The following is a 24,847-nucleotide window of genomic DNA, read 5'->3' on the forward strand; positions in this document are numbered from 1 at the left end:
CCCGTACGCAACCTCCCCGGCCTCTCTCCCGCACGGCCCCGCGGCGTCGTGCGGTGGTCGTTCGTACGAGTCCGCGCCGCGCGGAAGCCGGCCGGTGACCGGTACGGCGGAGCTGAGCGGCGGGGTCGTGCTCCGGCCGCTGGCCCCGGACGACGCCGAGGCCCTGGCGCAGGCGTACACGCGCAACCGCGACCACCTGCGCCGCTGGGAGCCGCGGCGCGCCGAGGAGTTCTTCACCACCTCCACGCAGGCCAGGCGGGTGAGGGACATGCTCCAGGCCCGCGACGAGGGCCGGATGTTCCCCTGGGTGCTCGCCGACGGCGACCGCATCGTGGGCAGCGTCAACGTGAACGACATCGTCCTCGGCGCCTTCCGCAACGGCCACCTGGGCTACTGGGTCGACGGCGCGCTCACCGGCCGCGGCCTGGCCACCGCCGCCGTCCGCGAGGTGTGCCGCGCCGCCACCGAGTCGCTGGGCCTGCACCGCCTCCAGGCCGGCACCCTCCTCGGCAACCACGGCTCCCAGCGGGTGCTGCGCAAGTGCGGCTTCACCGAGATCGGCGTGGCCGCGCAGTATCTCCTCATCGACGGCGCCTGGCGCGACCACCTGCTCTTCCAGAAGATCCTGCACGACGGGTAGAACTGTCGGCACGGCAGGCTAATGTCCGATGCCGGACACGACGGCCGGGAGTTGAGTGGTGAGACCCGACGAGGTCGAGGTCACGGTCGAGCAGCTGGTGCACGTCGGCGACGACGACTACACCGTGGCCCGGGTGAGCGAGGACGACCGGCCCCCGTTCGTCGCCTCCGGCCGGTCGCTGGCGGGGGTGCAGCCGGGGGAGCGGCTGCTGCTGGGCGGCGAGTGGGGCGACCATCCGCGCTTCGGCGCCCGCCTCCAGGTCCGCCGCTGCGAGCGGATCGCCCCGTCCACCGTCCGGGCCATCGCCCTCTATCTCGGCTCCGGCCTCATCCGCGGGGTCGGCCCGCGGCTGGCCCACGCCATCGTCAGCCACTTCGGCGAAGACACGCTCAAGGTCATCGACACCGAGCCGGCCCGGCTGCGCGAGGTGGTCAACATCGGCGCCGTCCGCCAGGCCCAGATCGTCGAGGCGTGGGCCGAGCAGAAGGCCGTCGCCGCCCTCATGGTCGCCCTCCAGGGCTTCGGGGTGAGCCCGCTGCTCGCCGCCAAGATCTATCAGACGTACGGTGACGAGGCGCTGCACGTGCTGACCACCGATCCGTACCAGCTCGTGGGCCGGGTGCGCGGCATCGCGTTCCAGAGCGCAGACCGGATCGCGCTCCGCTCCGGCGTGCCGGAGGACAGCCCGCAGCGCGTCAAGGCGGCGGTGGTCGACCGGATCGAGGCGGCCGCGGCGGGCGGCGGCCACTGTTTCGTGCCGCTGCGCGCGCTCGTCGCCCAGGTGGCCGCGCTGGTCGAGCAGGACGAGCCGGCGATCAGGCAGGCGGTCGACGCGCTGCACGCCGACCGCCGGGTGGTCGTGGAGGCCGTCCCCGCCGACCCGAGCCGGCTGGTCGTCTACGGCAAGCAGGAACACAGCCGCGAGGTCGCCCTGGCCGGTCATCTCGCCCGGCTGCTGCGGGCCCCGTCCACGCTGCGGCTCCGCAACTACCAGGAGGACGACTCGCTCCACGAGGACCAGCGGGCGGCGGTCAACCTGGTGCTGACCAGCACCGTCTCCGTGCTGACCGGTGGCCCCGGCTGCGGCAAGAGCCACACCGTGGCCGCCATCGCCGCCACCGTGCGGGGGATGGGCGGCCGGGTGACGCTCGCCGCGCCCACCGGCAAGGCCGCGAAGCGGCTGTCGGAGCTGACCGGGCTGCCCGCGATGACCGTCCACCGCATGCTCGCCCAGCAGCCGGAGGACGACGGCGCGCTCTTCCAGGAGCGGGCCGTCGAGGCCGACCTGATCGTGGTGGACGAGGCGTCCATGCTCGACCTGCAGCTCGCCACCCGGCTGGCGTCGGCCGTGCCGTCCGGCAGCCACCTGCTGCTGGTGGGCGACAGCGACCAGCTGCCCAGCATCGGCCCCGGCCGGGTGCTGGCCGACCTGCTGAGCGTCGAGGAGGTCCCGCGCGTCCGGCTCACCCACGTCTTCCGCCAGGCGCAGGACAGCGGCATCGTCCGCGCCGCCTACCGGGTGCGCGGCGGAGAGCTGCCGGGGCTGCCCGGCGGCGGCGGGTTCTGGTTCGAGGAGCTGGACGACCCGGCGGCGGTGGCCGACCGGGTCATCCACCTGGCCACCGAGGCCATCCCCCGCAAGCAGGGCATCCGCCCCGACCAGGTGCAGGTGCTCTGCCCGATGCGCAAGGGCGTCACGGGCACCGCCGAGCTGGGCCGCCGCCTCCAGGAACGCCTCAACCCGCCGGGCGACGGGGTGGACGAACACTGGTACGGCTCCTCGGTCTACCGCGTCGGCGACCGGGTGCTGCCCATCCGCAACAACTACGACAAGGGCGTCTTCAACGGCGAGATCGCCACCGTCACCGGCCTCGACCAGCGCGAGCGGCTGGTCGAGCTGCGCACCGACGACGGCCGCACGGTCGAGTACGCCTTCGACGAGCTGGACGAGCTGACCCACGCCTACGCGATCAGCGTGCACCGCGCCCAGGGCAGCGAGTACCCGTTCGTGGTCGCCCCGATCGTGACCGAGGCCGGCGGCATCATGCTCCGCCGCAGCCTGCTCTACACCCTGATCACCCGGGCCAAGTCGTGGGTGGTGCTGGTGGGCCAGCGCGAGGCCCTGGAGACGGCCGTCCACACCCTCGGCCGCAGGCGCAACACCTCGCTGCCGCAGCGGCTCGCCCTCGCGCTGGCCCGGTGAAGGGTCAGATGCTGGGCCGGGTCGACTCGGGGTCGTGGGTCATGGCCTCGATGCGCTCCATCACCTCGTCCAGCTTGATGACGCCGGGCCGGTGCGGGCGGCGGCGCTGCCACGGGTGCGGCCCGGCCGCCGGGCGATACTCGACGCCGAGCGCGTCCAGCCTTCCCAGGTGCGTCTCCAGCCGCCCGGCGAAGTCGTCGCCGGCGCCCCACGCGATGTCGGCCAGCGCGCAGGCCCGCGGCCAGAGCCGGTAGTCGAGGGTGCGCGGGTCGGGCACCCGCTCGGTCCAGAGCTGCGCCTGCACGCCGAGCACCCGGTCGCGCTCCTCCTGCGCCCACTCGGCCGGGGCCGGGTCGAACGCCGTCACGTCCGCCACGGTGATCGTCTCGCCGATGGCGCGTGGCTCGTCCGCCGACGCCGCCTCCGCGTAGTCGAAGTAGAGCGGGAAGACCGACGTCGCCACCACGTCGTGGCCCGCGGCGGCGGCCCGGCGGCCGACGCCCTGGCCGCGCCACGGCATGACGACGGTGTCCTGCCGCAGGCCGCCGCTCACGAACGCCTCGTCCCACACCACCGCCCGGCTGCCCCGCTCGGCGAGCGCGTCGGCGAGCCGCCGCAGAAACCACGCCTGCAGCTCGTTGACGCCGGCCAGGCCCAGCGACTCGCCGTAGGCGCGGATCTCGGCGGAGGCGGCCCACTGGTCGAGCACCACCTCGTCGCCGCCGATGTGCACGTACGGGGTCTCGCCGAGCGCTCCCAGCAGCTCGTCGAAGATCGTGGTCAGGAACTCGATCGTCGGCGGCAGCGGCGACAGGATCGCGGGGGAGATGCCCCACCGGTCGAGCACGTCGTGCGGCTCGCGGGTCGCGCCCAGCGACGGGTAGGCGGCCAGGATCGCCGAGGCGTGCCCCGGCACGTCGATCTCCGGCACCACCGTCACCTGCCGGGCGCGGGCGTAGGCGGCGATCTCGGCCAGGTCGGCCAGCGTGTAGTAGCCGCCGTGCGGGATGTCGTCGTACGCCTCGGGCTCGCCGTAGTGGTGGACGGCCGAGCGCGGCCGGTGGGAGGACACCTCGTGCAGCAGCGGGTAGGCCGGGCTCTCCACCCGCCAGCCCTGGTCGTCGGCCAGGTGGAGGTGGAGGTGGTTCAGCTTGTGCAGCGCCATCAGGTCGACCAGCCGCATGACCTCCCGCTTGGGGAAGAAGTGGCGCGCCACGTCCAGGTGCAGGCCGCGCCAGGGGAAGCGGGGCTCGTCCTCGATACGCACCCCGGGCACGGTCCAAGAGCCGCCTGCCCCGTACCGGAGAGAGTCGTGGGGGAGCAGCTGGCGCAGCGACTGGGCGGCGTAGAACGCGCCCGCCCGGCCGCCCGCGGCGATCTCGACCCCGCGCGAGCCCACGGTCAGCCGGTACGCCTCCGCGCCGAGCGACGGGTCGAGCCGCAGGTCGACGGCGCCGTGGTCACCCGGCAGCAGGTCCAGCCCCGGCAGCGCGGTGCGGACGGCGCCGATCAGGTCGGCGGGGCCGGAGACGGCGGCCCCGGCGGTCAGTTCGTAGGAGGAGGGCAGGGAACGGCAGAGTCTGGGGTAAGGGATCACGCATTCAGATAGTGCTGCAACCCGTTCGCGAGCGCCAGGGCGATCTTCTGCCGGAAGCGCGGGTCGCGGAACTTGGCCGCCTCGCCCGCGTTGCGCATGTTGCCGGCCTCGATGAAGATCTTCGGCACCGTCGAGAGGTTGAGCCCGCCCAGGTCGCTGCGGTAGTCGAGCCCCTTCTTGCCGATGTAGGTCGAGTACGGCAGACCGGTGTCCTTGCGGAAGGCGTCGCGGACCGCCTTGCCCAGCTTGGCCGACTCGCCCACCACGGGGTCGACCGGCCCGCCGATCTTCTTCGGCATGATGACGTGGAAGCCGCGGTTGCCCGGGGCGGAGCCGTCGGCGTGGACCGAGATCGCGGCGTCGGCCTTGAGGCGGTTGGCGATGGCGGCCCGCTCGGTGATGCACGGCCCGACGCCGGTGTTGTTCGGGCGGGTGAGCTTCACCGTCGCGCCGCGCTTCTTGAGGATCTTCCGCAGGCGTTTGGAGACGTCCCAGGTGAAGGCCGCCTCGGGGTAGCCGCTGTTGGTGGAGGTGCCGGTGGTGTCGCAGGACTTCCACTGGGTCAGCACGTTGACCTTGCGGTTGATCTCCTTCGGGGCGCGGGCGTTGCCTCCGTTGTGCCCCGGGTCGATGACGACGACCCTGCCCTCGAGCGGCCGGACGAGCGGCGCCTTCTCGGCGGGCCGGGCCGAGCCGGCCGTGCCGGCGGGCTCGGCGCTCACCGTGGGCGCGGCGTCCCGCCGCGCCATCTGGTCCGCTACGGGGGCACCGGGAAGGGCGCCGCCGCAGGCGGAGACGGCCAGGCCGCAGAGGGCGAGGACGGAGACGGGTAGAGCGCGCATGCGCTCCAACTTACGGCAACCTCGCCTTCCGGGCGCGGCACGGCATGGTTACCAGACGTGCTCGCCGACCTCCTGGCGCTGGAGGAGGGCGGCCAGCTCCCGCGCGTCCTCGGCGTCCAGGCCGAGGACGACGCGGGGGCGGCCCCACGGGTGGTCGAGCGAGTGGGCGACGTAGCTGGCGACCGACTCCACACCGACGTCGGTGCCGCGCCCGCGCCCAGCGCGCCACTGCGCCCAGGCGCGCTCTAGCTCGGCCGCGGCACGCTGGGCGCACGAGACCAGTTCCGGATCACGCATGGCTGTCCCCCCGGATCAGATCGTGGCCGGACCGCAAGTCCGGCCACAATTAGCATGACCCTGACGAGTTAACAGCCGGCCGGGCGTTTCGCGGAGCGGGTTGACCCAGCCTTGGCCCGCTATTGGGCTGGACCCGTGCTGCGCCGCACGATCAGCTCGGGGGTCACCTCGCGTAGCCGGGCGGCCTTGACCGGCTCGGAGATGCGGTCGCTGAGCAGCGCGGCGGCCGTCCGACCCATGGCGCGGCGGGGCAGGTCGACCGAGGTCAGGGAGATGTGCTCCGACGCCGCCAGGTGGGTGTTGTCGTAGCCGACGACGGAGAGGTCCTCCGGGACCCGCAGGCCGAGCTCGGCCGCGGCGGTGAGCACGCCGAGCGCGACCACGTCGTTGGCCGCGAAGATCGCGGTGGGTCTCGGTTCGCGGGTCAGCAGCGCGATCGCCGCCGCCTTGCCGCCGTCCTCCGACGAGTCCGCGGCCTCGACCATGATGTACGGCGCCAGCGAGTGCCTGCGCATCGCCACGAGGTAGCCCTCGCAGCGGGAGGGGCGCGGCCCCTCGATGTGCGCGATGCGCTTGTGCCCGGCGGCGGCCAGATGGTCGATCGCCAGGCGGGCGCCGTGCTGGTCGTCGTCGACGACGGTGTCGACGCCGTCCAGCTGGATGTCACGTTCCCCGACGACGACCGTCGGGGTGTACGAGGTCGCTTCGATCAGCGTTTCGCTGGTGGGCGCTATGCCTAAGAGCACGAGCCCGTCGACCCGGAGTTCCAGGAAGGCCTCCACGGCCTCGTCCTCGAACGCCGGGTCCCACTGGCTGTTGCCGATGAGCATGCGCAGCCCGTCGCCGTGCAGGCTCTCCTGCAGACCGTCGAGGAACTCGGCGTAGAAGGGGTTGTGGAGGTCGGCGACGAGGGCGCCGACGAGGTGCGTGCGGCCTTCGACCAGGCTGCGCGCGACGGCGTTGGGCCGGTAGCCGAGCTCGCGGGCCGCCTGCAGCACGGCCTGGCGCCGGTGCTCGCTCACGTGCGGGGAACCGCGCAGCACGAGTGACACCAGCGATTTCGAGACGCCGGCGCGTTCGGCGACGTTACGGATGGTGGGTCTGGGTCGAGGCAGTGCGTCTACCTCTCTCAACTCGGTGACGGTCGATGTCTTCACTGGCGGTCCTGGCATGTGTCTCCCCCGCGATGCGGATGTTGGGGCACCTGTACCACCAAACGATCGAGTTCGCCGCAGGGTACGGCCTTCATGCCGGAAGCCCGGGATTGATCGGATCACCGCAGGTCACCGAGGAGCGGAACCGGAGCATGCTGAAGACTCGACGGCCCGCGAACAACGCGCGACCCCCGGTCGCGTAGTAAAGAGCACCGCTGTCGGGCGGCGCGGGAAATCACGGGAAGGATGGCGCCGGGCGGGCGGCGCCAACTCCCCTGTACGACGTCTATGACGCCGGAATCGTCACTGAGGTGGACCGGGCCAAGCCGACCTGGCCCACCGCGGAAACCCCCCTGAGGTTGGTGACGACCCCGCCCCTACTCCGAGCGCTGCTGCGGAATCCCCGCCAGCAGAGCCCGGACCTCGGTCTCCCGGTAGCGCCGGTGACCGCCGAGGGTGCGGATCGACGTCAACTTGCCTGCCTTGGCCCACCGGGTGACGGTCTTGGGGTCGACCCGGAACATGGTGGCGACCTCGGCGGGCGTGAGCAGCGGCTCGGCCTCGGGTGTACGAGCTGACATGTGTGCGGCCTCTCCTCCGTGTGGACCGGCTTCGCGATCCTGCGACTGCCTTTGCGCGTGTCACGGATGTCCCTCTATGGCCCAGAGCGTGCGGCTTTTCTGAGCCATATGCGGCATCACCCGATGTGACCATACCGCCACGCAGAGCGATTGGCGAGTCCTTCTTCGACCCAACTGCCCGCCCCTGCGGCGATGTCACGCTCGGTGATTCTAGCGACACGTTTCGTGGTATCGCAGTGAAAACGGCAAACTACTCAGTTCGCAGAAGTGAGCAGCCGCGAGTCATGACCTACTCATGCAGGTCAGACGGCCGTATTGGGGCTCAGTTGGAAGATTCCAGGAGTTGCATTGACTTCCAGCGAAGGATGACTCTCTGGTACATGGCGTAGGCAAGCTCTTCTTGACCCGTGTCCAGCCCCGTGAGGGCCGCCGAGAGCTCCGCCACCGACTGGTCGGCCTGCAGCGCCTCGTCGTCCATCAGGTGGACCAGCCCGCCGTAGTCGAGCTCGACCAGCGAGTGCGGGTGGAACTCCTCCAGCCACCGCGCCACGTCCTCCACGTCGAAGTTGGGCGCCGCGTCGCCGAGGTGGCGCCGCATCACCTGCAGCGCCCGCGCGGCACGCCTCCTTGCCTGCGCCATGGAGGTGACGTATATGAGGTTGCGCCCGGTGGCGGTGGTCACGTCCTGACCGGGGGCGGTGGTGCCGAGCACCAGCCAGCGCTCATTGCCGTCGAACGGCACGAACCACGACGGCGGCACGTGCCAGGCCGTGGTGCGGATGTGCGTGCGCAGCCCGCCCGACCCCGCGGCGCGCTTGTAACGGTCGAAGTCGTCGGCCGTCTGCTCGGCGATCGCATTCGGGACGAACCGGTCCAGCAGCTTCGCTGGAATGCTCCCGCGCAGCCGCGAGAAGGCCAGCCACGAGCGCAACCGAGTCTGCCAAGGACAGACGTACAGACGATCCTCCACACGCCGCAGGTAAGCGTTGGGGCTCTCCTGGGCGGGTACGGGTTGGGGAGGGGTGCCGAGCATGCGCCTGACCGACTCCTCGTGCTCGGCTTGGAGTGCGGTGGCCCGGCGCGGACGGTCGCGCGACTCGGCATATTCGGCCCAGACCTTGCGCTCCGATTCGGAGAACGCGGTCAGCGGCTCATAGACGCGGAGGTAGGCGGCATAGGGCAGCACGGAGGCATCGTGTCATGAAGCCCACCTGCCGTGCACCGTCAGGCCCATTACGCTTGGGTGATCTCCGCTGTGAAGAGGCGGCGGACCGGACAGGGAGTCACTACAGTGACCGACGTCTTCGGCAGGTCCCACAAGGACCTTCACGAGCAGGTCGTCTTCTGCGCCGACGAGCAGAGCGGGCTGCGAGCCATCATCGCCATCCACAACACCGCACTCGGCCCCGCCCTCGGGGGCACCAGGTTCTACCCGTACGAGAGCGAGCAGGCGGCCCTCGCCGACGTGCTCAACCTCGCCAAGGGCATGGCCTACAAGAACGCGCTGGCAGGCCTCGACCTCGGCGGCGGCAAGGCCGTCATCATCGGCGATCCCTCCAAAGACAAGAGCGAGGCGCTGCTGCGCGCGTACGGGCGCTTCGTCGAGTCGCTCGGCGGCCGCTACATCACCGCCTGCGACGTGGGCACCTACAGCGAGGACATGGACCTCGTGGCCCGCGAGTCCCGCTTCGTCGTCGGCCGCACGCTCGCCCACGGCGGCGCCGGCGACTCCTCCATACTGACCGCGTTCGGCGTCTTCCAGGGCATGCGCGCCTCGGCCGAGCGGGTCTTCGGCACTCCCTCGCTGCGGGGCAGGCGGGTCGGCGTCGAAGGCGTCGGCAAGGTCGGCCACCGCCTGGTCGGACTGCTCCTCGAGGACGGCGCCGACGTGGTGGTCTGCGACGTCAGCGAGCGTGCGATCGAGCGGATCAAGCGGGCCCACCCCGAGGTCGACGTGGTCGCCGACGCCGACGAGCTGACCGGCGCCGACATCGACGTGTACGCGCCGTGCGCGCTCGGCGGGGCGCTGGACGACGCGACGGTGGTCAGGCTGCGGGCCGCGATCGTCTGCGGCTCGGCCAACAACCAGCTCGCCCACCCCGGCGTGGAGAAGCAGCTCGACGAGCGCGGCATCCTCTACGCGCCCGACTACGTGGTCAACTCCGGCGGCGTGATCCAGGTCGCCGACGAGATCGAGGGCTTCGTCATGGAACGTGCCCGCGCCAAGGCCGCGATGATCTACGACACGACGCGGAAGATCTTCGCCATCTCGTCCGAGGAGGGCGTGCCTCCGGCGGTGGCAGCGGATAGGCTGGCGGAGAGAAGAATGTCGGAAATAGGGCGGATTCGGGGCATTTGGCTAGGGCGCTGACGCCCCGCGCCCATACGACGTACCGAGCTGGGCACAAAACAGGTACGGTAATAGGCGAACGATAGGCTGACGCCCGGAGCATGGGCGGCGTCAGCGTGTGGTGCGTTAGCGACGAGGGGTCGGGACACGACCCCACACGAGGGGGTCGAGCCAATGGGGCGCGGCCGAGCAAAGGCCAAGCAGGTCAAGGTTGCTCGCCAGCTGAAGTACAACAGCGGTGGCACGGATCTTGACCGACTTCGCGACGAACTCGGGGTCGGAGACTCCAGCCGCAACAACGACGCCGACGACCTCAACGATGAGCTGGTGGATCGCTATGCCGATTACGCCGACGACTACGGGAACGACGACGACGGCCGCTCGTCCGGCCGCCGCTAGACGTTCTCACTCTTCTCGTTGACCGAGGCAGGACCTCCGGCGCCCGCCGGGGCCTCCCGCACTCGAGCGTGAAAAGCCCCACGGGCGACCGTGGGGCTTCGTCACGTAGGCGTCCTGTCGCCGTGGTGCACCGCCGCCCATTCCGACGGCGGTGCACCACGGCGTCGCCATTTTCGGCGGCTGAATTTTTTTACGGCGGTGAAACCCGCCGACGCCTTTCGGGGCGGCGCGTCCCGGGGCGCGCGGGCCGGAACCGATGAGCGGCCCCGGCCCGGAATCGAGTCAGCGGTAGCGGGCGCGCCCCTCGCCGGGCACGACCTCGCCCAGCACCCACGCGGGCAGCCCGCGGCCCTCCAGCAGGCGGACCGCCTCGTCGGCCACCTCCGCCGGGACGATCGCGGCCATGCCGACACCCATGTTGAACGTACGGTCCATGTCGGCCTGCGCGATGCGGCCGTGACCCGCCAGCACCTCGAAGATCGCCGGAGGCGTCCACGACGACCGGTCCAGCACCGCGTCGAGATGGCCGGGCAGCGAGCGCGACAGGTTGCTCTCCAGACCGCCGCCGGTGATGTGCGCGTAGGCGTGCACCTCGACCGCGCGGGCCAGCTCCAGGCAGTCGAGCGAGTAGATCCGCGTCGGCTCCAGCAGCTCCTCGCCGAGCGGCCGGCCCAGCTCGGGCAGCTCCGCGTCGAGCGAGAGGTCGGCCAGCTTCAGCACGTGGCGCACCAGCGAGTAGCCGTTGGAGTGGACGCCCGACGACGCCAGCGCCAGCACCACGTCGCCCTCGCGCACCCGCTCGGGGCCCAGCATCGCGTCGGCCTCGACCACGCCCGTGCCGGCGCCCGCCAGGTCGTACTCGTCGGGGCCCATCGCGCCGGGATGCTCGGCCGTCTCGCCTCCCACCAGCGCCGCCCCCGCCAGCCGGCAGCCCTCGGCCACCCCGCCGACGATCTCCGCGATCCGCTCGGGCACGACCTTGCCGCAGGCGATGTAGTCGGTCATGAACAGCGGCTCGGCCCCGCAGACCACCAGGTCGTCGAGGACCATGCCGACCAGGTCGACGCCGATCGTGTCGTGCTTGCCGTAACGCTGGGCCAGCATGACCTTCGTGCCGACCCCGTCGGTGGACGTCGCCAGCAGCGGCCGGCGGTACCGCAGCAGCGCCGAGGCGTCGAACAGCCCGGCGAACCCGCTGGCGTCGTCGACCACCTCGGGGCGGCGCGACCGCGCCACCTTCTCCTTCATGAGCGCGACCGCGCGCTCACCCGCCTCGATGTCGACGCCCGCGGCCTCATAGGTGGTCACGCCTTGCTCTCCAACACGAACTTGCCGACGTTGTCCTCGTCGATCGGAATCGGGTACGAGCCGTCGAAGCAGGCTCTGCAGAGCCGCTCCGCGGGGATCGTGGTGGCCTTGGTCAGCCCTTCCAGCGAGATGTAGCCGAGCGAGTCGGCGCCGAGCGAGGCCCGGATCTCCTCCACGGTCAGCGAGCCGGCGATCAGCTCGGCCCGGGTCGCGAAGTCGATGCCGTAGAAGCACGGCCAGGCGACCGGCGGCGACGAGATCCGTACATGCACCTCGCGCGCGCCCGCCTCGCGCAGCATCTTCACGATGGCCCGCTGGGTGTTGCCGCGCACGATCGAGTCGTCGACTACGATCAGGCGCTTGCCCTCGACCACCTCGCGCAGCGGGTTGAGCTTGAGCCGGATGCCGCGCTGGCGGATCGTCTGCGACGGCTGGATGAACGTACGGCCGACATAGGAGTTCTTCACCAGGCCCTGGCCGTACGGGATGCCGCTCTCCTGGGCGTAGCCCACGGCGGCGGGCGTGCCGGACTCGGGCGTCGGGATCACCAGGTCGGCCTCGACCGGATGCTCGCGGGCCAGCACCCGGCCCACCTCGACCCGGGTGACCTGCACGCCGCGCCCGGCGATGGTCGTGTCGGGACGGGCGAGATAGACGTACTCGAACAGGCAGCCCTTCGGCTCCGCCAGCGCGAACCGGCGCGACCGCACGCCGCGCTCGTCGACCGTCAGCAGCTCGCCCGGCTCGATCTCGCGCACGAACGTGGCGCCCACGATGTCGAGCGCCGCCGTCTCCGACGCCACCGCCCAGCCGCGCTCCAGCCGGCCCAGCACCAGCGGGCGGATGCCCTGCGGGTCGCGCGCCGCGTAGAGCGTCGTCTCGTCCATGAACACCAGCGAGTACGCGCCCTTGACCTGCGGCAGCAGCTCGGCGGCGGTCTCCTCGACGGACTTGCCCGGATCCTGTGCCAGCAGCGTCGTCAGCACCTCGGTGTCGGTCGTCGCCCGGGTCGCGCCCGGCTTCAGCCGCTCGGCCAGCGCCGGAGTGTTGATCAGGTTGCCGTTGTGGGCCAGCGCGAGACCGCCCACCTCGGTCGAGCTCAGCGTGGGCTGCGCGTTCTCCCACACGCTGGAGCCCGTCGTCGAGTAGCGGCAGTGGCCGATGGCCAGATGGCCGCGGAGGGTGCCCAGCACCGACTCGTCGAAGACCTGGGCGACCAGGCCCATGTCCTTGTAGACGAGGATGCGGCTGCCCTCGCTGACCGCGATGCCGGCGGACTCCTGTCCGCGATGCTGCAACGCGTACAGCCCGTAGTAGGTGAGTTTGGAAACTTCCTCGCCTGGCGCCCAGACGCCGAACACGCCGCAAGCGTCTTTCGGCGCGCGGTCGTGAGGGTCAAGGTCATGGCCCAGCCGGCCGTCGCCCTTCAGCACGTACTTCAGTCTAGGTCGGCCGGCTCCGTGCTCGTACACCCGGGTCGGTGCTCGTCCCCCTCTGTCCATTGGTGACCGAAGGATTCACCGATCCTTACCGTGTCGCCGGGTTTCAAGGGCCGCTCCCGCGAAAGGGTGAAGTGTCCGGCATGCATACCCGTCGGGAGAGCAGACGTGACCACACCTGGCGACCCGAACCAGAACCCCGAACCCCCTTCGGACCGCCCCTGGTGGGCCGAAGGCGACTCGGACCCCGCTTCCGACGACCCCACCGGATCCCCGGCGGAGGAGCCCGGCGACAACCCCCGCCCCCCGGACCCTTCCCGCCCGGTCCCCGGCCCCGGTCCCGTCCCCGGCCCGGGCCCCGTCGAACCCACCCCACCCCCAGGCCCCGCACCCCGCCCCGAACCGCCCGGCCCTCAGCCGAGCCCAGAACCGCCGACGCCCGGCCCTCAGCCGCCCACGCCAGGCCCTCAGCCCCGTCCCGAGCCGCCCGGACCCGGCCCCGAGCCGCGGCCCGAGCCACCTGGGCCGGGCCCTGAGCCCCAGCCACCTGGGCCGGGCCCTGAGCCCCGTCCCGAGCCGCCGGGGCCGGGTCCGGAGCCGCGCCCTGAACCGCCTGGGCCTGGCCCTCAGCCGCGTCCCGAGCCGCCCATGCCCGGCCCGCCGCCCACACCTGGCCCGCCGCCCGCGCCCGGCCCTGAACCACGGCCTGAGCCGAGGAAGCCGGGCCACCCTGACCTGCCCACCTCACCCGAGACCCCGCCGCCCGCCCAGGCGTCCGATGAGAGCGACGCCGAGCAGACAGCGGTGTTCCCGGCCATCAACGACAGGGATGAGGGGACTTTCGGAGACAGGGACGAGGGCCGCGCCTATCCCACTCCCGGCGCCACCCCGCCGTACCCGGGCTGGGAGAGCACCCCCGAAGACCAGCGGGACACCGGAGCAACCCGCCCCCCATCCCGCTACGAGGACACTCCGCACGACCAGGGGAAGGAGAGCGGACCCCCGTCTTCGTACGGCGAGCACCGAGACGAGAGCGGCCCTCAGCGCGAGCAGCCGCCTGGTCGGCCGGGGCAGTCTTACGGCGAGTCTGGTGGTTACGGTGCGCAGCCGCCCGGCGGGCCGGGGCAGTCTTACGGCGGGTCTGGTGGTTACGGTGCGCAGCCGCCCGGCGGGCCAGGGCAGTCCTACGGCGGGTCTGGTGGTTACGGTGCGCAGCCGTACGGCGGGCCGGGGTCCCCTTACGGCGGATCTGGTTCTTATGGCGTGCCCGAGGGCGGCGCGCAGCCGTACGGAGGGCCTGGGCCGGGTTACGGCGCGCCCTATGGTCAGGCGCCGCACGGCTACGGGGCGTACGGGGAGCAGGGGCCTGTGCCTGGGACGTCGCCTTCCAGCCCGTACGGCGGGGCGCCCGGGGCGTACGGGCCCGGGGGATGGGAGGCGGCGCGGCCGGGGAGCGGGATGGCGACCGCGTCGCTGGTGCTGGGGGTCGCGAGCCCGTTCCTGGTGTTCGTCTGCTTCACCGGGCTGCTCACCGCGATCCTGTCCATCGTGTTCGGGATCATCGCCCTGGTGAGGCGGGCGGGCAAGGGCCGGGCGATCACCGGGATCGCGTTCAGCGTGCTGGCGCTGCTGCTGCTCGGCGCGGCCGTCGTCTGGTTCTACGACATCGTCCAGGAGTGCGGCAGGTTGCCGCAGGGGCTCGCGGAGCGGTGCTTCGAGGAGCGGATCCCGTGGATGCGCGGCCCCCGCTAGAGCGGCAGGTGCTCGGACAGGTCGGCGCGCGCGCCGCTGGCCGCGACGGAACCGCGGGCGACGGCGTCGGCCCAGGTGAGGCGGCCGGTGGCGAGTTCGATCCAGGTCCGCGGGTCGGTCTCGACGACGTTGGGCGGGGTGCCGCGGGTGTGGCGGGGGCCGGCGATGGCCTGGATCGCCGCGTACGGGGGGACGCGGACCTCGACGGTGCGGCCGGGCGCGGCGGCGGCGAGCCGATCGAGCAGGTGGCGCACGGCGAACCGGGCCGCGGCGCGCTCGGGTTCGAGGCCGCGGTCGTAGGCGGTGAGCACGGCGGCGACGAGCGCGTCTTCGAGGCCGCCGTCGGGGCCGTCGTAGGGCGGCTGGCCGAGCGTGACAAGCTGCTCGTCGAGGGCGGTTCTCAGTTTTTCGGGGTCACGTCTGCGTGGTGGCACGGTCCCATTCTCCTGCGGTCCTTCGGCGGCGCTGAACGGGCCGGAACCGGCCGCGGCGTCCGGGCTGCCGACCGGCGAGGTGTAAAGCGTTCATCAAGGTGGCGGCGATCGTTCACCCGCGGTTAGCGCGGCGACCGTAACGTCCCGGCCGGGAGAACCGCGCAACCTTGGAGGACCCTGTGGCGAACCTGTCGCCGCGCCGGCTGCTGCCGCTGCTTTCCACCCCGCACAAGGGTGGCCGATCCGCGATGACCTGCCAGTTCCGCTGTGGTAACCAGTGCGCGCACGAGGTGGCCAACACCAGCGCCAACCCCTACTTCGGCGAGGTGGTGGAGCAGGCGCTGTCCCGCCGCGGCGCGCTGGCGGCCGGTGCGCTGGGCGCGCTGGTGGCGGGCGCCGGGGTGACGGTGGCGGCGGGCCCGGCGGTCGCCGCCCCCGGCAGGAAGGGCGGGCCGGGCGGGATCCGGTTCAAGCCGGTGCCGCCGAACAAGGACGACGCGCTGCGGGTGCCCGAGGGCTACCGGTCGTCGGTGGTGGTGCGCTGGGGTGACCCGGTGCTGCCGGGAGCGCCGGAGTTCGACTTCGAGAACCAGACGGCCGAGGCCCAGGCCATGCAGTTCGGCTACAACTGCGACTACGTGTCGTTCTTCCCGAAGGGCCGCAACCGCGGCCTGCTCTGGGTGAACCACGAGTACACCGACGAGAACCTGATGTTCCGCGGCTACTCCGGCGGCGACGAGGCCACCGAGGAGCAGATCAGGATCGCGATGGCGGCCCACGGCGGCTCGGTGGTCGAGGTGGAGCGGGTCCGCAACACGGGCGAGTGGAAGCTCGTCACGAAGGGCGCCCGCCGCTACAACCGCCGCATCACCGTCCACACGCCGATGCGGTTCAGCGGCCCGGCCGCCGGGAGCGACCTGCTGAAGACGGAGGCGGACCCGAGGGGCGTCAAGCCGATCGGCATGCTGAACAACTGCGCCGGCGGCACGACGCCGTGGGGCACGGTGCTGACCGCCGAGGAGAACTTCAACCAGTATTTCGTCAACGGCGACAAGGTCCCCAAGGCGCAGAAGCCGTACATCGAGCGCTACAGCATCCCGTCGGGCGTCTCGGGCCGCCGGTTCGACCGGGTCGAGGAGCGGTTCGACCTGGAGAAGCACCCGAACGAGGTGAACCGGTTCGGCTGGATCGTGGAGGTCGACCCGTTCGACCCGGACTCGACGCCGATCAAGCGGACCGCGCTGGGCCGCTTCGCGCACGAGGCCGCGACCACGACGCTGTCCCGCGACGGCCGCGTGGTCGCCTACATGGGCGACGACTCGCGTTTCGAGTACGTCTACAAGTTCGTCTCCAAGCGCCGCTACATCAAGGGCCACGACCGGCACAACCGCACCCTGCTGGACGAGGGCACGCTGTACGTGGCGAAGTTCCGCGGCGACAGCCCGAAGAAGGAGCTCGACGGCTCCGGCAGGCTGCCGAAGGACGGCGCGTTCGACGGCACCGGCGAGTGGATCCCGCTGGTGAGCGGGAAGAAGTCGTTCGTGAAGGGCATGACCGCCGAGGAGGTGCTGGTCTACACGCGCAGCGCCGCCGACAAGGTGGGCGCCACGAAGATGGACCGCCCGGAGGACATGGAGCGCAACCCGGTCACCGGCGGCGTCTACATCGCGCTGACCAACAACTCCAACCGCACCCCGGCGCAGGTCGACGAGGCCAACCCGCGGGCGGCCAACAAGCACGGGCACGTGCTGGAGCTGTTCGAGCGGGGCAACGACGCGGCGGCGAGGACGTTCTCCTGGTCGATCCCGCTGGTGTGCGGCGACCCGAACGACGCCTCGACCTACTTCGCCGGGTTCGACAAGAAGAAGGTGTCGCCGATCTCCTGCCCGGACAACGTGGCCTTCGACCCCGACGGCAACCTGTGGATCTCCACCGACGGCAACGCGCTCGGCACCAACGACGGCCTGTTCGTGATGCCGGTCAAGGGCAAGGAGCGCGGCTACGTACGCCAGTTCCTCACCGTGCCGGTCGCCGCGGAGACCTGCGGCCCGCTGATCAGCGACGACCAGCTCAGCGTCTGGGTCGCGGTGCAGCACCCGGGCGAGGCGGACGGCGCGTCGCCCGACCAGCCCGCGAGCCGCTGGCCCGACGGCGAGGGCAGCCAGCCGCGCCCGTCGGTGGCGGTGGTCTGGCATGGGCGCGGCAAGAAGATCGGCGCTTGACCTCAACATAACTTGAGCTTCTAGCCTCCATGTCATGAGCATGGAAGTGACCGCCTGGCATCAGCTGTACTCGCTGAACAACAAGACGGAGCGTCGCCGGATCTCGAAGGCGACGCTCCGCCGCGTCTGGATGTTCGCCCGGCCGAACCGCCGGAAGCTGGCGCTGTTCCTGGGCCTGAGCGTGGTGCTGGCGGCGCTGGCGGTGGCCCCGCCGGTGCTGGCCGGGCGGGTGCTGGACGCGATCGGCGCGGGCGAGCCGGCCGGCGTGGTGACCGGGCTGGCGCTGCTGATCGCCGGGCTGGCGCTGGCCGAGGCGGGGCTGGGGCTGGTGGGCCGCTGGCTGTCGGCGAGCATCGGCGAGACCCTGATCCTGGACCTGCGCACGGCGGTCTTCGACCACGTTCAGCGCATGCCGGTCGCGTTCTTCACCCGGACCCGTACCGGCGCGCTGGTGAGCAGGCTCAACAACGACGTGATCGGGGCGCAGCGGGCGTTCACCGACACGCTCTCCGGCGTGGTGGGCAACGTCGTGACGCTGGTGCTGGCGGTCACCGTGATGATCTCGCTGTCGTGGCAGATCACGCTGCTGGCGATGCTGCTGCTGCCGGTGTTCGTGCTGCCCGCCCGCCGGATGGGGGCCAGGATCGCCCGGCTGCGCCGGGAGGCCGCCGACCACAACGCCACCATGAGCACCCAGATGACCGAGCGGTTCTCGGCGCCGGGGGCGACGCTGGTGAAGCTGTTCGGCCGCCCGGCCAGGGAGTCGGCGGAGTTCGTGGCGCGCGCCGGGCGGGTGCGCGACATCGGGGTGCGCACGGCCATGACCCAGGCGGCGTTCGTCACCGCGCTGACGCTGGTCTCGTCGCTGGCGCTGGCGCTGGTGTACGGGATCGGCGGCTTCTACGCGCTGGTCGGGCGGCTGGACGCGGGCTCGGTGGTGGCGCTGGCGATGCTGATCACCCGGCTCTACTCGCCGCTGACGGCCCTGGCCGGCGCCCGGGTGGACGTGATGAGCGCGCTGGTCAGCTTCGAGCGGGTCTTCGAGGTGCTGGACCTGGAGCCGCTGATCAAGGACAGGAAGGACGCGCGCTCGGTGCCGGACGGGCCGGTGTCGGTCGAGTTCGACGATGTACGGTTCGCGTACCCGTCCGCCGACAAGGTGTCGCTCGCCTCGCTGGAGGAGGTGGCCGCGCTCGACACCCGGGGCGGCGTCGAGGTGCTGCACGGCGTCTCCTTCACCGCGGCGCCCGGCCAGACGGTGGCCCTGGTGGGCTCGTCGGGCGCGGGCAAGTCGACGATCGCCCAGCTCATCCCGCGGCTGTACGACGTGGACTCGGGCGCGGTGCGGATCGGCGGCGTGGACGTGCGCGACCTGTCGGCCGACTCGATCAGGGAGACGCTCGGCATGGTCACCCAGGACGGCCACCTGTTCCACGACACGATCCGGAACAACCTGCTGTTCGTCCGGCCCGAGGCCACCGAGGACGAGCTCTGGGACGCGCTGCGCCGCGCCCGGCTCGCCGCTCTGGTGGAGTCCCTGCCCGACGGGCTGGAGACGGTCGTGGGCGAGCGCGGCTACCGGCTGTCGGGCGGCGAGCGCCAGCGGCTGACCATCGCGCGCCTGCTGCTGGCCAGGTCCCGGGTGGTCATCCTGGACGAGGCCACGGCCGCGCTCGACTCCACCAGCGAGGCGGCCGTGCAGGAGGCGCTGGCGGAGGCGCTCGACGGGCGGACCGCGGTGGTGATCGCGCACCGGCTGTCCACGATCCGCGCCGCCGACGTCATCCTGGTCATCGAGGACGGCCGGGTGGCGGAGCGCGGCACGCACGCCGAGCTGCTCGCCGCCGGCGGCCGCTACGAGGAGCTGTACCGCACTCAGTTCAGCGAGCCCGCCGTCGCCGCCTGAGGCTCGGGGGCGGGCGGCAGTGTACGGTTCGCGCGCAGCGTGTAGAGGGCGAGCGGGATGCCCGCCAGCACCACGCCGGCCGCGATGACCAGCGTGAACTGGTAGCCCTCCAGGAAAGCGGTCAGCGGCGCTGCCCCGCTCGCCGCCTGCCTGGCGCTCAGCACCGCGCCCAGCACGGTGATGCCCAGCAGCCCGAACACCTCGCGCGACACGTTCAGCACCCCCGAGCCGATGCCGGAGCGGCCCGCCGGCATCCCGTCGAGCACCGCCGCGTTGAGCGGCACCAGCATGCCGCCGCCGAGCCCGTACAGCAGGAACCAGGGCAGCACGTCCCCGTAGGTCCCGTCGGCGCCGACACCGGAGATCATGAAGATGGCGGCCCCCATGAGCGCCATGCCGAGCGCCACCGTGCGCCCGAGGCCCAGCAGGGCGCCGATGCGCTGCGACAGCACCGCCACCGTGCCCATGACCAGCGCCATCGGCACGAACGCGCCCCCGGCCTCGGTGGGCGTGAAGCCGAGCACGTTCTGCAGCCAGAGCGCGCTGAAGAAGTAGATCCCGAACACGCCGAACGACCAGAGGCCGAGCGTGAGGGTGCCGCCGGTGAACTGGCGCGACCGGAACAGCGTCATGTCGATCATCGGCTCCGCACCGCGCGTCTCCACCAGCGCGAACGCCAGCCCGGCCAGCGCGGCCAGGCCGAAGGTCGCGACCCCGAGCGGCACGTTGATCAGGTAGATCCAGCCCCAGTGCAGGTGCTCGCTGATGAAGCCGCCGTGACCGGCCGGCACTTCAAGAACAAGGAACGGCTGCTCGTCGGCATGGCCGACCACCTCATCGCGGGCTTCGCCGTCAAGCCCGCCGACGACCGGCCCTGGCAGGCGCGCCTGCGCGACCTGGTGCAGGGGCTGATCCGCACGCTGCGCGCCCACCCGTGCGCCAAGAGCATCCTGGAGCAGGTCGGCCAGACCGAGGTGCCGAACTTCCTGGCCATCTGGGACGAGGCGCTCGGCCTGACCCGCTCAGCCGGGTTCACCGACGAGGAGAGCGTCCTGATCGCCAGGTACCTGCTGCATAGCGCGGTCTCCATCGCCGACGCCCCCATCCACTTCGACGCCTGCCACTCGCCGGAGGAGGTGGACGAGATCGTCCGGGTCAAGCGCCTCGGCCTGGAGGCGCTCCCCGCCGACCGCTACCCGAACCTGGTGGCGATGGCGGGCCCCCTCGTCCGGGTCCCGCCCGAGCTGTACGACACGTTCGGCGTCGACCTGGTCCTGGCCGGCATCGAGGCCCTGGCGGCCCGGCGGTCAGCGGCGGGGGGAGCGGGCCAGGGCGGCGAAGGCGGCACCGGTCAGCGCGACCGCGAACAGCACGGCGTACGTCCGCTGGAAACCGGTCATGAGCTGGTCGAGCGCGACGGGTGACAGCCTCGACAGCGTCCCCGCGTACACCTGGGCCCGCACGTCCGGGCCGACCGCGCCGCCGAGCACGCTCAGCGAGAGCCCGACGCTGAGCACGATCCCGACGTTCATCACCATGAGCCGGAACCCGTTCACCACGCCCAGGCTGCCGCTCGGCAGCGCGGTCATCACCTGGGTGGTGTTGCCGGTGAGGAACGTCCCGCTGCCGCATCCGGCCACGAAGAGCCCGAGCCCGATCACCCAGTACGGGGCGTCCGGGCCGGTCGTGAGCATGAGCGTGCCGAGCCCGGCGGCGCTCATCAGCGCGCCGCCGATGGACAGCGCGTACGGGGACACCCGGCGGCCGAGCGCGCCCACGATCGGCGAGGCGAGCGCCATGCCCACCGGCACCGGCAGCACGCTCACCCCGGCGGCGAAGGCGTCCACGCCCCGGGCCGCCTGGAAGTAGAGCGCCGCCACCAGGATCAGCGACGCCCTTGCCAGCGCGTTGCCGAAGGAGGCCAGGTTCGCGCAGGCCAGCATCCGCCCGCCGAACAGGCGCAGGTCCAGCACCGGGTGGGCGGCCCGCCGCTCCACGAGCACGATCAGCGGCACGAGCGCGGCGAACACCCCGGCCCCGGCCAGCACCACCGGGCTGGTCAGCCCGCCCGACCCGGCCTCCGACAGGGCCAGCAGGATGGCCGACAGCGCGGCGAAGATCAGCGCGTTGCCGAGCGCGTCCACCGGCTTCCTGGGGCCGCGCGGCATCTTGCGGAGCGTGAGCGCGCCCCAGACGGTCGCGGCCAGCCCGGCGGGCACGTTCACCCAGAAGATCCACTGCCAGCCGGCGGTGGACGCGATCAGGCCGCCCAGCGTGGGCCCGGCGAGCTGCGCCACCGACAGGGTGCCCATGTAGACGCCCATGCCCTGGCTGAGCCGGTCGGGCGGGAACGCCTCGGTGATGATGACGGTGCCGTTGGCCAGGATCATCGCCGCCCCCACCGCCTGCACCCCGCGCATGGCGATCAGGAACCAGACGTCCGGCGCGAACCCGGCGGCCAGCGAGCCGAGGGTGAACAGCGCGAACCCGGCCAGGTAGACCTCCCGCCGGCCGAGCAGGTCGGCGACCCGGCCGAAGAACAGCAGGCTCGCGGTGTTGATCAGGAGGTAGGCCAGCAGGATCCACCCCGATTGGAACGGGGTGGCCTGGAAGTGCCGCACGACTGTGGGCAGCGCCACGTTGAGCGTGCTGCCCGCCAGTCCCATGAGGACCAGCCCCAGGCTGGTGACGGAGCACACGCGCCAGGCGTAACGCATCCGGGCCCGATCGGGGGTGACGGCGACCATGCACACCACTATGACGTACGGCGTACGTCACAGTCAGGAGGGGTGAGGCCTGTTCTAGAAGTTCGTTCACCGGGCCCGCTTCCGCAGCCCCTCCAGATCGTGGATGGTAACCCGGCGCCGCCCGGTCTCGATCAGCCCCCGGTCGCGCAGCGAGCGCAGCGCCTTGCTGACCGCCTCCCTGGACGCGCCGGTCCACCCCGCCAGCTCGTCCTGCGACAGCGGCAGCGCCACCCGCACCCCGGCGCTGGTCTGCTCGCCGTACCGCTCGGCCAGCTCGATCAGCCGGGTGGCCACCCTCCCGGTGGTGTCGAACGCGCCGTACTCGATCCGCTTGCGGTCGGAGTCGCGCAGCCGCCCGGTGACGATCCGCATGAGCAGCACCGCGATCCGCCCGTGCTGCTGCAGGAAGCCGGGGAAGTCGCTGACGAGGATGCCGGAGATCGGCTCCAGCGCGGTCACCGTCGCCGAGCGGGGCGAGCCGTCGATCGCCGACATCTCCCCGATCAGCCCGCCCGGCCCGCGCACGGCCAGCACCACCTCGGTGCCGGCGCTGGTGTGGGAGGACACCTTGACCCGGCCCTCGGTCAGCACGAGCACCCAGTCGGAGGTGTCGCCCTCGGACATGACCGTCGCCCCGCGGTCCCACCGGCGCGGCCGCCCGGCCGCGCGCAGGGCCGCGATCTCGTCGTCGGTGAGCAGGGCGAGTAACTCGCCGGACTCTGCTTTCATGCGCCGATTATCTCCGTACGGGAAGCGCCCGGGCTATCGCAGCCCGGTGAGGACGTACGCCTCGACGAGCTCCTGCTTGCCCTTCAGGCTCAGCTCGCCCAGCGGCCGCACGGTCGCCCCGTCGCCGAGCTGTTCGAGGGTGGCCGCGCCGATCACCACCGTGCCGGGCTCGGCCAGTGCCTCCAGCCGGGCGGCCACGTTCACGCAGTCGCCCATCGCGTTGAAGCCGCGCAGCTCCGGGCTGCCGATGTTGCCCACCAGCGCCGGCCCGGTGTTGACCCCGACCCGGAACGTCGGCCAGGGCTCCTGACCGGCCCGCTTCCACGCCATCTCCTCCGCCACCTCCGCGGCGGCCCGCTGCATCTCCAGCGCGGCCCGGCAGGCGGCCCTGGCGTGGTCGGCCTGCGTGGCGGGGGCGTTGAACAGGGCCAGCAGCGCGTCGCCGACGAACTGCACGATCGTGCCGCCGTTGTCGAGAACGCACGGCACCCCGGCCGTGTGGTAGCGGTTGAGCATCTCCACGATCTCGCCGGGCTCGACCCGCTCGGAGAACGAGGTGAACCCCTTGAGGTCGGCGAAGAGCGCGGTCACCTCCTTGACCTGGCCGCCCAGCTCGGCCTGGCCCGGGTCGGCAAGCAGCGCGCCGGCCACGTCCGGCGACATGTACTGCCGGAAGAGCGTGTGCAGCTCCTGGTAGAGGCGGGCGTTCTCCAGCGAGATCGACAGCTGCCCGGCCAGGGTGGCGGCCAGCGCCCGGTCCTGCCCGGTCCGGCCGAGCGGCACCTCCAGCACCCCGGCCAGCCGGCTCTTCACCGTCAGCGGGAAGGCGATCCGGCCGTCCCGCTCGACGGGGTCGGCGCCGTCGAACTCGTACGCGCGAGAACCGATCTGCGCGCGGCCCTCGGCCACCAGTCCGATCCGCACGTCCCCGTACGCCTGCCTGACGCGATCCAGCGCGACGGCGAGTAACTCCTGCTCCGGCAGGCCCACCCGGGTCTGGGCGCTGACGTCGACCAGCGCGCCCAGCCGCTCGGACAGCTCGCGTTCGTCGGCCAGCGCCCGCCCCGCCCGGTCGAGCACCGCCGCCTGCCCCTCGCTCAGCCGGAACTTGCCCGACAGCCGGGCGGCGGCCAGCGGCTCGCCCCGCCGCACGTGCTCGACCAGCTCCTCCAGCGCGCGGTCGTAGTCGCGCTGGATGCGCCGCACGGTCGCCGACAGCGCCACCGAGTCGAACAGCCCCGCGCTCGACCCCTCCCGCCGGAACTGCAGGTAGGCGCTGTAGGCGACGAACCCGAAGGCGAACGTCAGCAGGATGTGCCACTCCCACCACGTCAGGTGCCAGTTGAGCTGCGGCATCCCGGCGATCATGCACTCGGCCAGCAGCGCGTACGCGGTGATCAGGCTGATGAGCATGGCCGACGGGCGCCGCCGGTGGAGCAGGAACATCATCACGCCCGCCGCCGTGTAGAGCACCAGCCCCGGCACCGACAGCCAGACCACCCACATGACCGGGTCGGTGAGCGGCGGCCGGCTGAGCGGTGTCACGTCCGGGATCAGCGAAGCCAACCCCCACAGCGCCATGAACCCGAAGAGCACCCCCCGGATCAGGTGCTGCTCGCGGAGCACCAGGCGGGCCGCCCGCTCGCCGAGCGGCAGCGCCGAGGCGAACGCGAACCCGGACGCGATCGTCAGCCCGACCGTCTGCCCCAGGTCGAAGCCGAGCGACCCGGTGGGCAGGATCACCTGAGGAGTGGCCAGCCCGTGCAGGAAGAAGAACCCCGCGCTGCTGATGAACACCATCGAGACCAGGAACAGCCGCGCGTCCTGCCGCCTGCGCGAGGCCTCGCTGATGAGGGTGCCGAGCCCGACGTTCAGCCCGGCGACGATCACGATCATCCAGAAGTGGCTGGGGTTGTGCTGCCACTCGACGTTCAGCTGGGGCTGCGCGATCAGCAGCCAGAAGCCGAGCATGGGCAGCGCGAGATGGATCACCCAGACGGCGCCGCGCACGGGCTGGGTCGCGGGCGGGAGGTAGGGCGCGGACGTCGGCACGCCCTTGATTATCCACCGGGGATCGGGCCCGCGAATGCGTCCTTTTACCCCCATCGACCCTGCTGACGGTGTCAAGTAACGTCAGGCCGGAGTGTCACGTTTTGTACTGTGATAAACACGTTACGTAAAAATTGTCATCCCCTGGAACGTTTGGCGCGTGACCAACAGCAGTAACATCCGTACCTGAAGGGTTCC

Annotated in this window: 21 protein-coding genes; 8 read left to right on the forward strand and 13 right to left on the reverse strand. The window is 71.9% G+C overall.

The window, feature by feature from the left end; genetic code table 11:
• Positions 1–94 precede the first annotated feature (94 nt).
• Complete coding sequence (locus AB0J42_RS23360) at positions 95–640, forward strand: GNAT family protein (protein WP_364297710.1); 546 nt, start codon at positions 95–97, stop codon at positions 638–640.
• 58 nt (positions 641–698) lie between these two features.
• A complete protein-coding gene (locus AB0J42_RS23365; RefSeq protein ID WP_364297712.1) occupies positions 699–2,843 on the forward strand; it encodes an ATP-dependent RecD-like DNA helicase in 2,145 nt (714 codons plus the stop codon).
• Positions 2,844–2,847: 4 nt separating this feature from the next.
• On the opposite strand, the gene AB0J42_RS23370 is transcribed toward AB0J42_RS23365, so the two are convergent.
• From AB0J42_RS23370 to AB0J42_RS23395, 6 genes are all read right to left on the reverse strand, one after another.
• Complete coding sequence (locus tag AB0J42_RS23370; RefSeq protein ID WP_364297714.1) at positions 2,848–4,440, reverse strand: beta-N-acetylhexosaminidase; 1,593 nt, start codon at positions 4,438–4,440, stop codon at positions 2,848–2,850.
• Positions 4,437–5,282 carry an N-acetylmuramoyl-L-alanine amidase gene (locus AB0J42_RS23375; RefSeq protein ID WP_364297716.1) on the reverse strand — a complete coding sequence of 282 codons (846 nt, stop codon included), beginning with the start codon at positions 5,280–5,282 and terminating at the stop codon, positions 4,437–4,439. The genes AB0J42_RS23370 and AB0J42_RS23375 overlap by 4 nt, the downstream gene beginning before the upstream one ends.
• A gap of 48 nt (positions 5,283–5,330) precedes the next feature.
• Positions 5,331–5,579 carry a hypothetical protein gene (locus tag AB0J42_RS23380; protein WP_148035189.1) on the reverse strand — a complete coding sequence of 83 codons (249 nt, stop codon included), beginning with the start codon at positions 5,577–5,579 and terminating at the stop codon, positions 5,331–5,333.
• A gap of 119 nt (positions 5,580–5,698) precedes the next feature.
• Positions 5,699–6,751 carry a LacI family DNA-binding transcriptional regulator gene (locus tag AB0J42_RS23385; protein WP_364297718.1) on the reverse strand — a complete coding sequence of 351 codons (1,053 nt, stop codon included), beginning with the start codon at positions 6,749–6,751 and terminating at the stop codon, positions 5,699–5,701.
• Positions 6,752–7,110: 359 nt separating this feature from the next.
• On the reverse strand, positions 7,111–7,314 hold the full coding sequence (gene bldC / locus AB0J42_RS23390; protein WP_013133571.1) for a developmental transcriptional regulator BldC: 204 nt from the start codon (positions 7,312–7,314) through the stop codon (positions 7,111–7,113).
• A gap of 322 nt (positions 7,315–7,636) precedes the next feature.
• A complete protein-coding gene (locus AB0J42_RS23395) occupies positions 7,637–8,500 on the reverse strand; it encodes a hypothetical protein (RefSeq protein WP_364297720.1) in 864 nt (287 codons plus the stop codon).
• Between the two features lie 105 nt (positions 8,501–8,605).
• Between AB0J42_RS23395 and AB0J42_RS23400 the strand changes: the two genes are divergently transcribed.
• Together AB0J42_RS23400 and AB0J42_RS23405 are read left to right on the forward strand one after the other, a co-directional pair.
• Positions 8,606–9,685: a Glu/Leu/Phe/Val dehydrogenase dimerization domain-containing protein gene (locus tag AB0J42_RS23400; protein WP_364297722.1), complete on the forward strand. Its 1,080-nt coding sequence runs from the start codon at positions 8,606–8,608 to the stop codon at positions 9,683–9,685.
• 153 nt (positions 9,686–9,838) lie between these two features.
• A complete protein-coding gene (locus AB0J42_RS23405) occupies positions 9,839–10,063 on the forward strand; it encodes a DUF3073 domain-containing protein (RefSeq protein WP_364297724.1) in 225 nt (74 codons plus the stop codon).
• 282 nt (positions 10,064–10,345) lie between these two features.
• On the opposite strand, the gene purM is transcribed toward AB0J42_RS23405, so the two are convergent.
• Positions 10,346–11,371 carry a phosphoribosylformylglycinamidine cyclo-ligase gene (purM, locus tag AB0J42_RS23410; protein ID WP_364297726.1) on the reverse strand — a complete coding sequence of 342 codons (1,026 nt, stop codon included), beginning with the start codon at positions 11,369–11,371 and terminating at the stop codon, positions 10,346–10,348.
• Complete coding sequence (gene purF / locus AB0J42_RS23415; protein ID WP_364297728.1) at positions 11,368–12,804, reverse strand: amidophosphoribosyltransferase; 1,437 nt, start codon at positions 12,802–12,804, stop codon at positions 11,368–11,370. Before purF ends, purM begins: the two co-directional genes overlap by 4 nt.
• Before the next feature lie 1,464 nt (positions 12,805–14,268).
• Between purF and AB0J42_RS23420 the strand changes: the two genes are divergently transcribed.
• On the forward strand, positions 14,269–14,562 hold the full coding sequence (locus tag AB0J42_RS23420) for a DUF4190 domain-containing protein (protein ID WP_364297730.1): 294 nt from the start codon (positions 14,269–14,271) through the stop codon (positions 14,560–14,562).
• Here AB0J42_RS23420 and AB0J42_RS23425 read toward each other — a convergent pair.
• A complete protein-coding gene (locus AB0J42_RS23425; protein ID WP_364297732.1) occupies positions 14,559–14,996 on the reverse strand; it encodes a sterol carrier family protein in 438 nt (145 codons plus the stop codon). The genes AB0J42_RS23420 and AB0J42_RS23425 overlap by 4 nt on opposite strands.
• A gap of 179 nt (positions 14,997–15,175) precedes the next feature.
• Here AB0J42_RS23425 and AB0J42_RS23430 point away from each other — a divergent pair, with 179 nt between their 5' ends.
• Together AB0J42_RS23430 and AB0J42_RS23435 are read left to right on the forward strand one after the other, a co-directional pair.
• Positions 15,176–17,218 (forward strand): PhoX family phosphatase, encoded by a 2,043-nt coding sequence (locus AB0J42_RS23430; protein ID WP_364297734.1) that lies wholly within the window; start codon positions 15,176–15,178, stop codon positions 17,216–17,218.
• Between the two features lie 34 nt (positions 17,219–17,252).
• Entirely contained in the window at positions 17,253–19,124 is a 1,872-nt protein-coding gene (locus AB0J42_RS23435) for an ABC transporter ATP-binding protein (protein ID WP_364297736.1), read from the forward strand.
• Here AB0J42_RS23435 and AB0J42_RS23440 read toward each other — a convergent pair.
• Positions 19,094–19,915, reverse strand: a complete 822-nt coding sequence (locus AB0J42_RS23440) for an MFS transporter (RefSeq protein ID WP_364297738.1) — start codon at positions 19,913–19,915, stop codon at positions 19,094–19,096. The two genes, AB0J42_RS23435 and AB0J42_RS23440, sit on opposite strands and share 31 nt — an antisense overlap.
• Here AB0J42_RS23440 and AB0J42_RS23445 point away from each other — a divergent pair.
• On the forward strand, positions 19,901–20,548 hold the full coding sequence (locus AB0J42_RS23445) for a TetR/AcrR family transcriptional regulator C-terminal domain-containing protein (RefSeq protein WP_364297740.1): 648 nt from the start codon (positions 19,901–19,903) through the stop codon (positions 20,546–20,548). The two genes, AB0J42_RS23440 and AB0J42_RS23445, sit on opposite strands and share 15 nt — an antisense overlap.
• On the opposite strand, the gene AB0J42_RS23450 is transcribed toward AB0J42_RS23445, so the two are convergent.
• The 3 genes from AB0J42_RS23450 to AB0J42_RS23460 form a co-directional block, all read right to left on the reverse strand.
• Positions 20,432–21,871, reverse strand: coding sequence for an MFS transporter (locus tag AB0J42_RS23450; RefSeq protein WP_364297742.1), 1,440 nt, complete (start codon positions 21,869–21,871; stop codon positions 20,432–20,434). The genes AB0J42_RS23445 and AB0J42_RS23450 overlap by 117 nt on opposite strands.
• Before the next feature lie 66 nt (positions 21,872–21,937).
• Positions 21,938–22,600: a Crp/Fnr family transcriptional regulator gene (locus AB0J42_RS23455; protein ID WP_364297744.1), complete on the reverse strand. Its 663-nt coding sequence runs from the start codon at positions 22,598–22,600 to the stop codon at positions 21,938–21,940.
• 33 nt (positions 22,601–22,633) lie between these two features.
• Entirely contained in the window at positions 22,634–24,652 is a 2,019-nt protein-coding gene (locus AB0J42_RS23460; RefSeq protein WP_364297746.1) for an adenylate/guanylate cyclase domain-containing protein, read from the reverse strand.
• Between the last annotated feature and the right edge of the window lie 195 nt (positions 24,653–24,847).

The sequence above is a fragment of the Nonomuraea sp. NPDC049649 genome (assembly GCF_040675175.1).
GTDB lineage: Bacteria > Actinomycetota > Actinomycetes > Streptosporangiales > Streptosporangiaceae > Nonomuraea.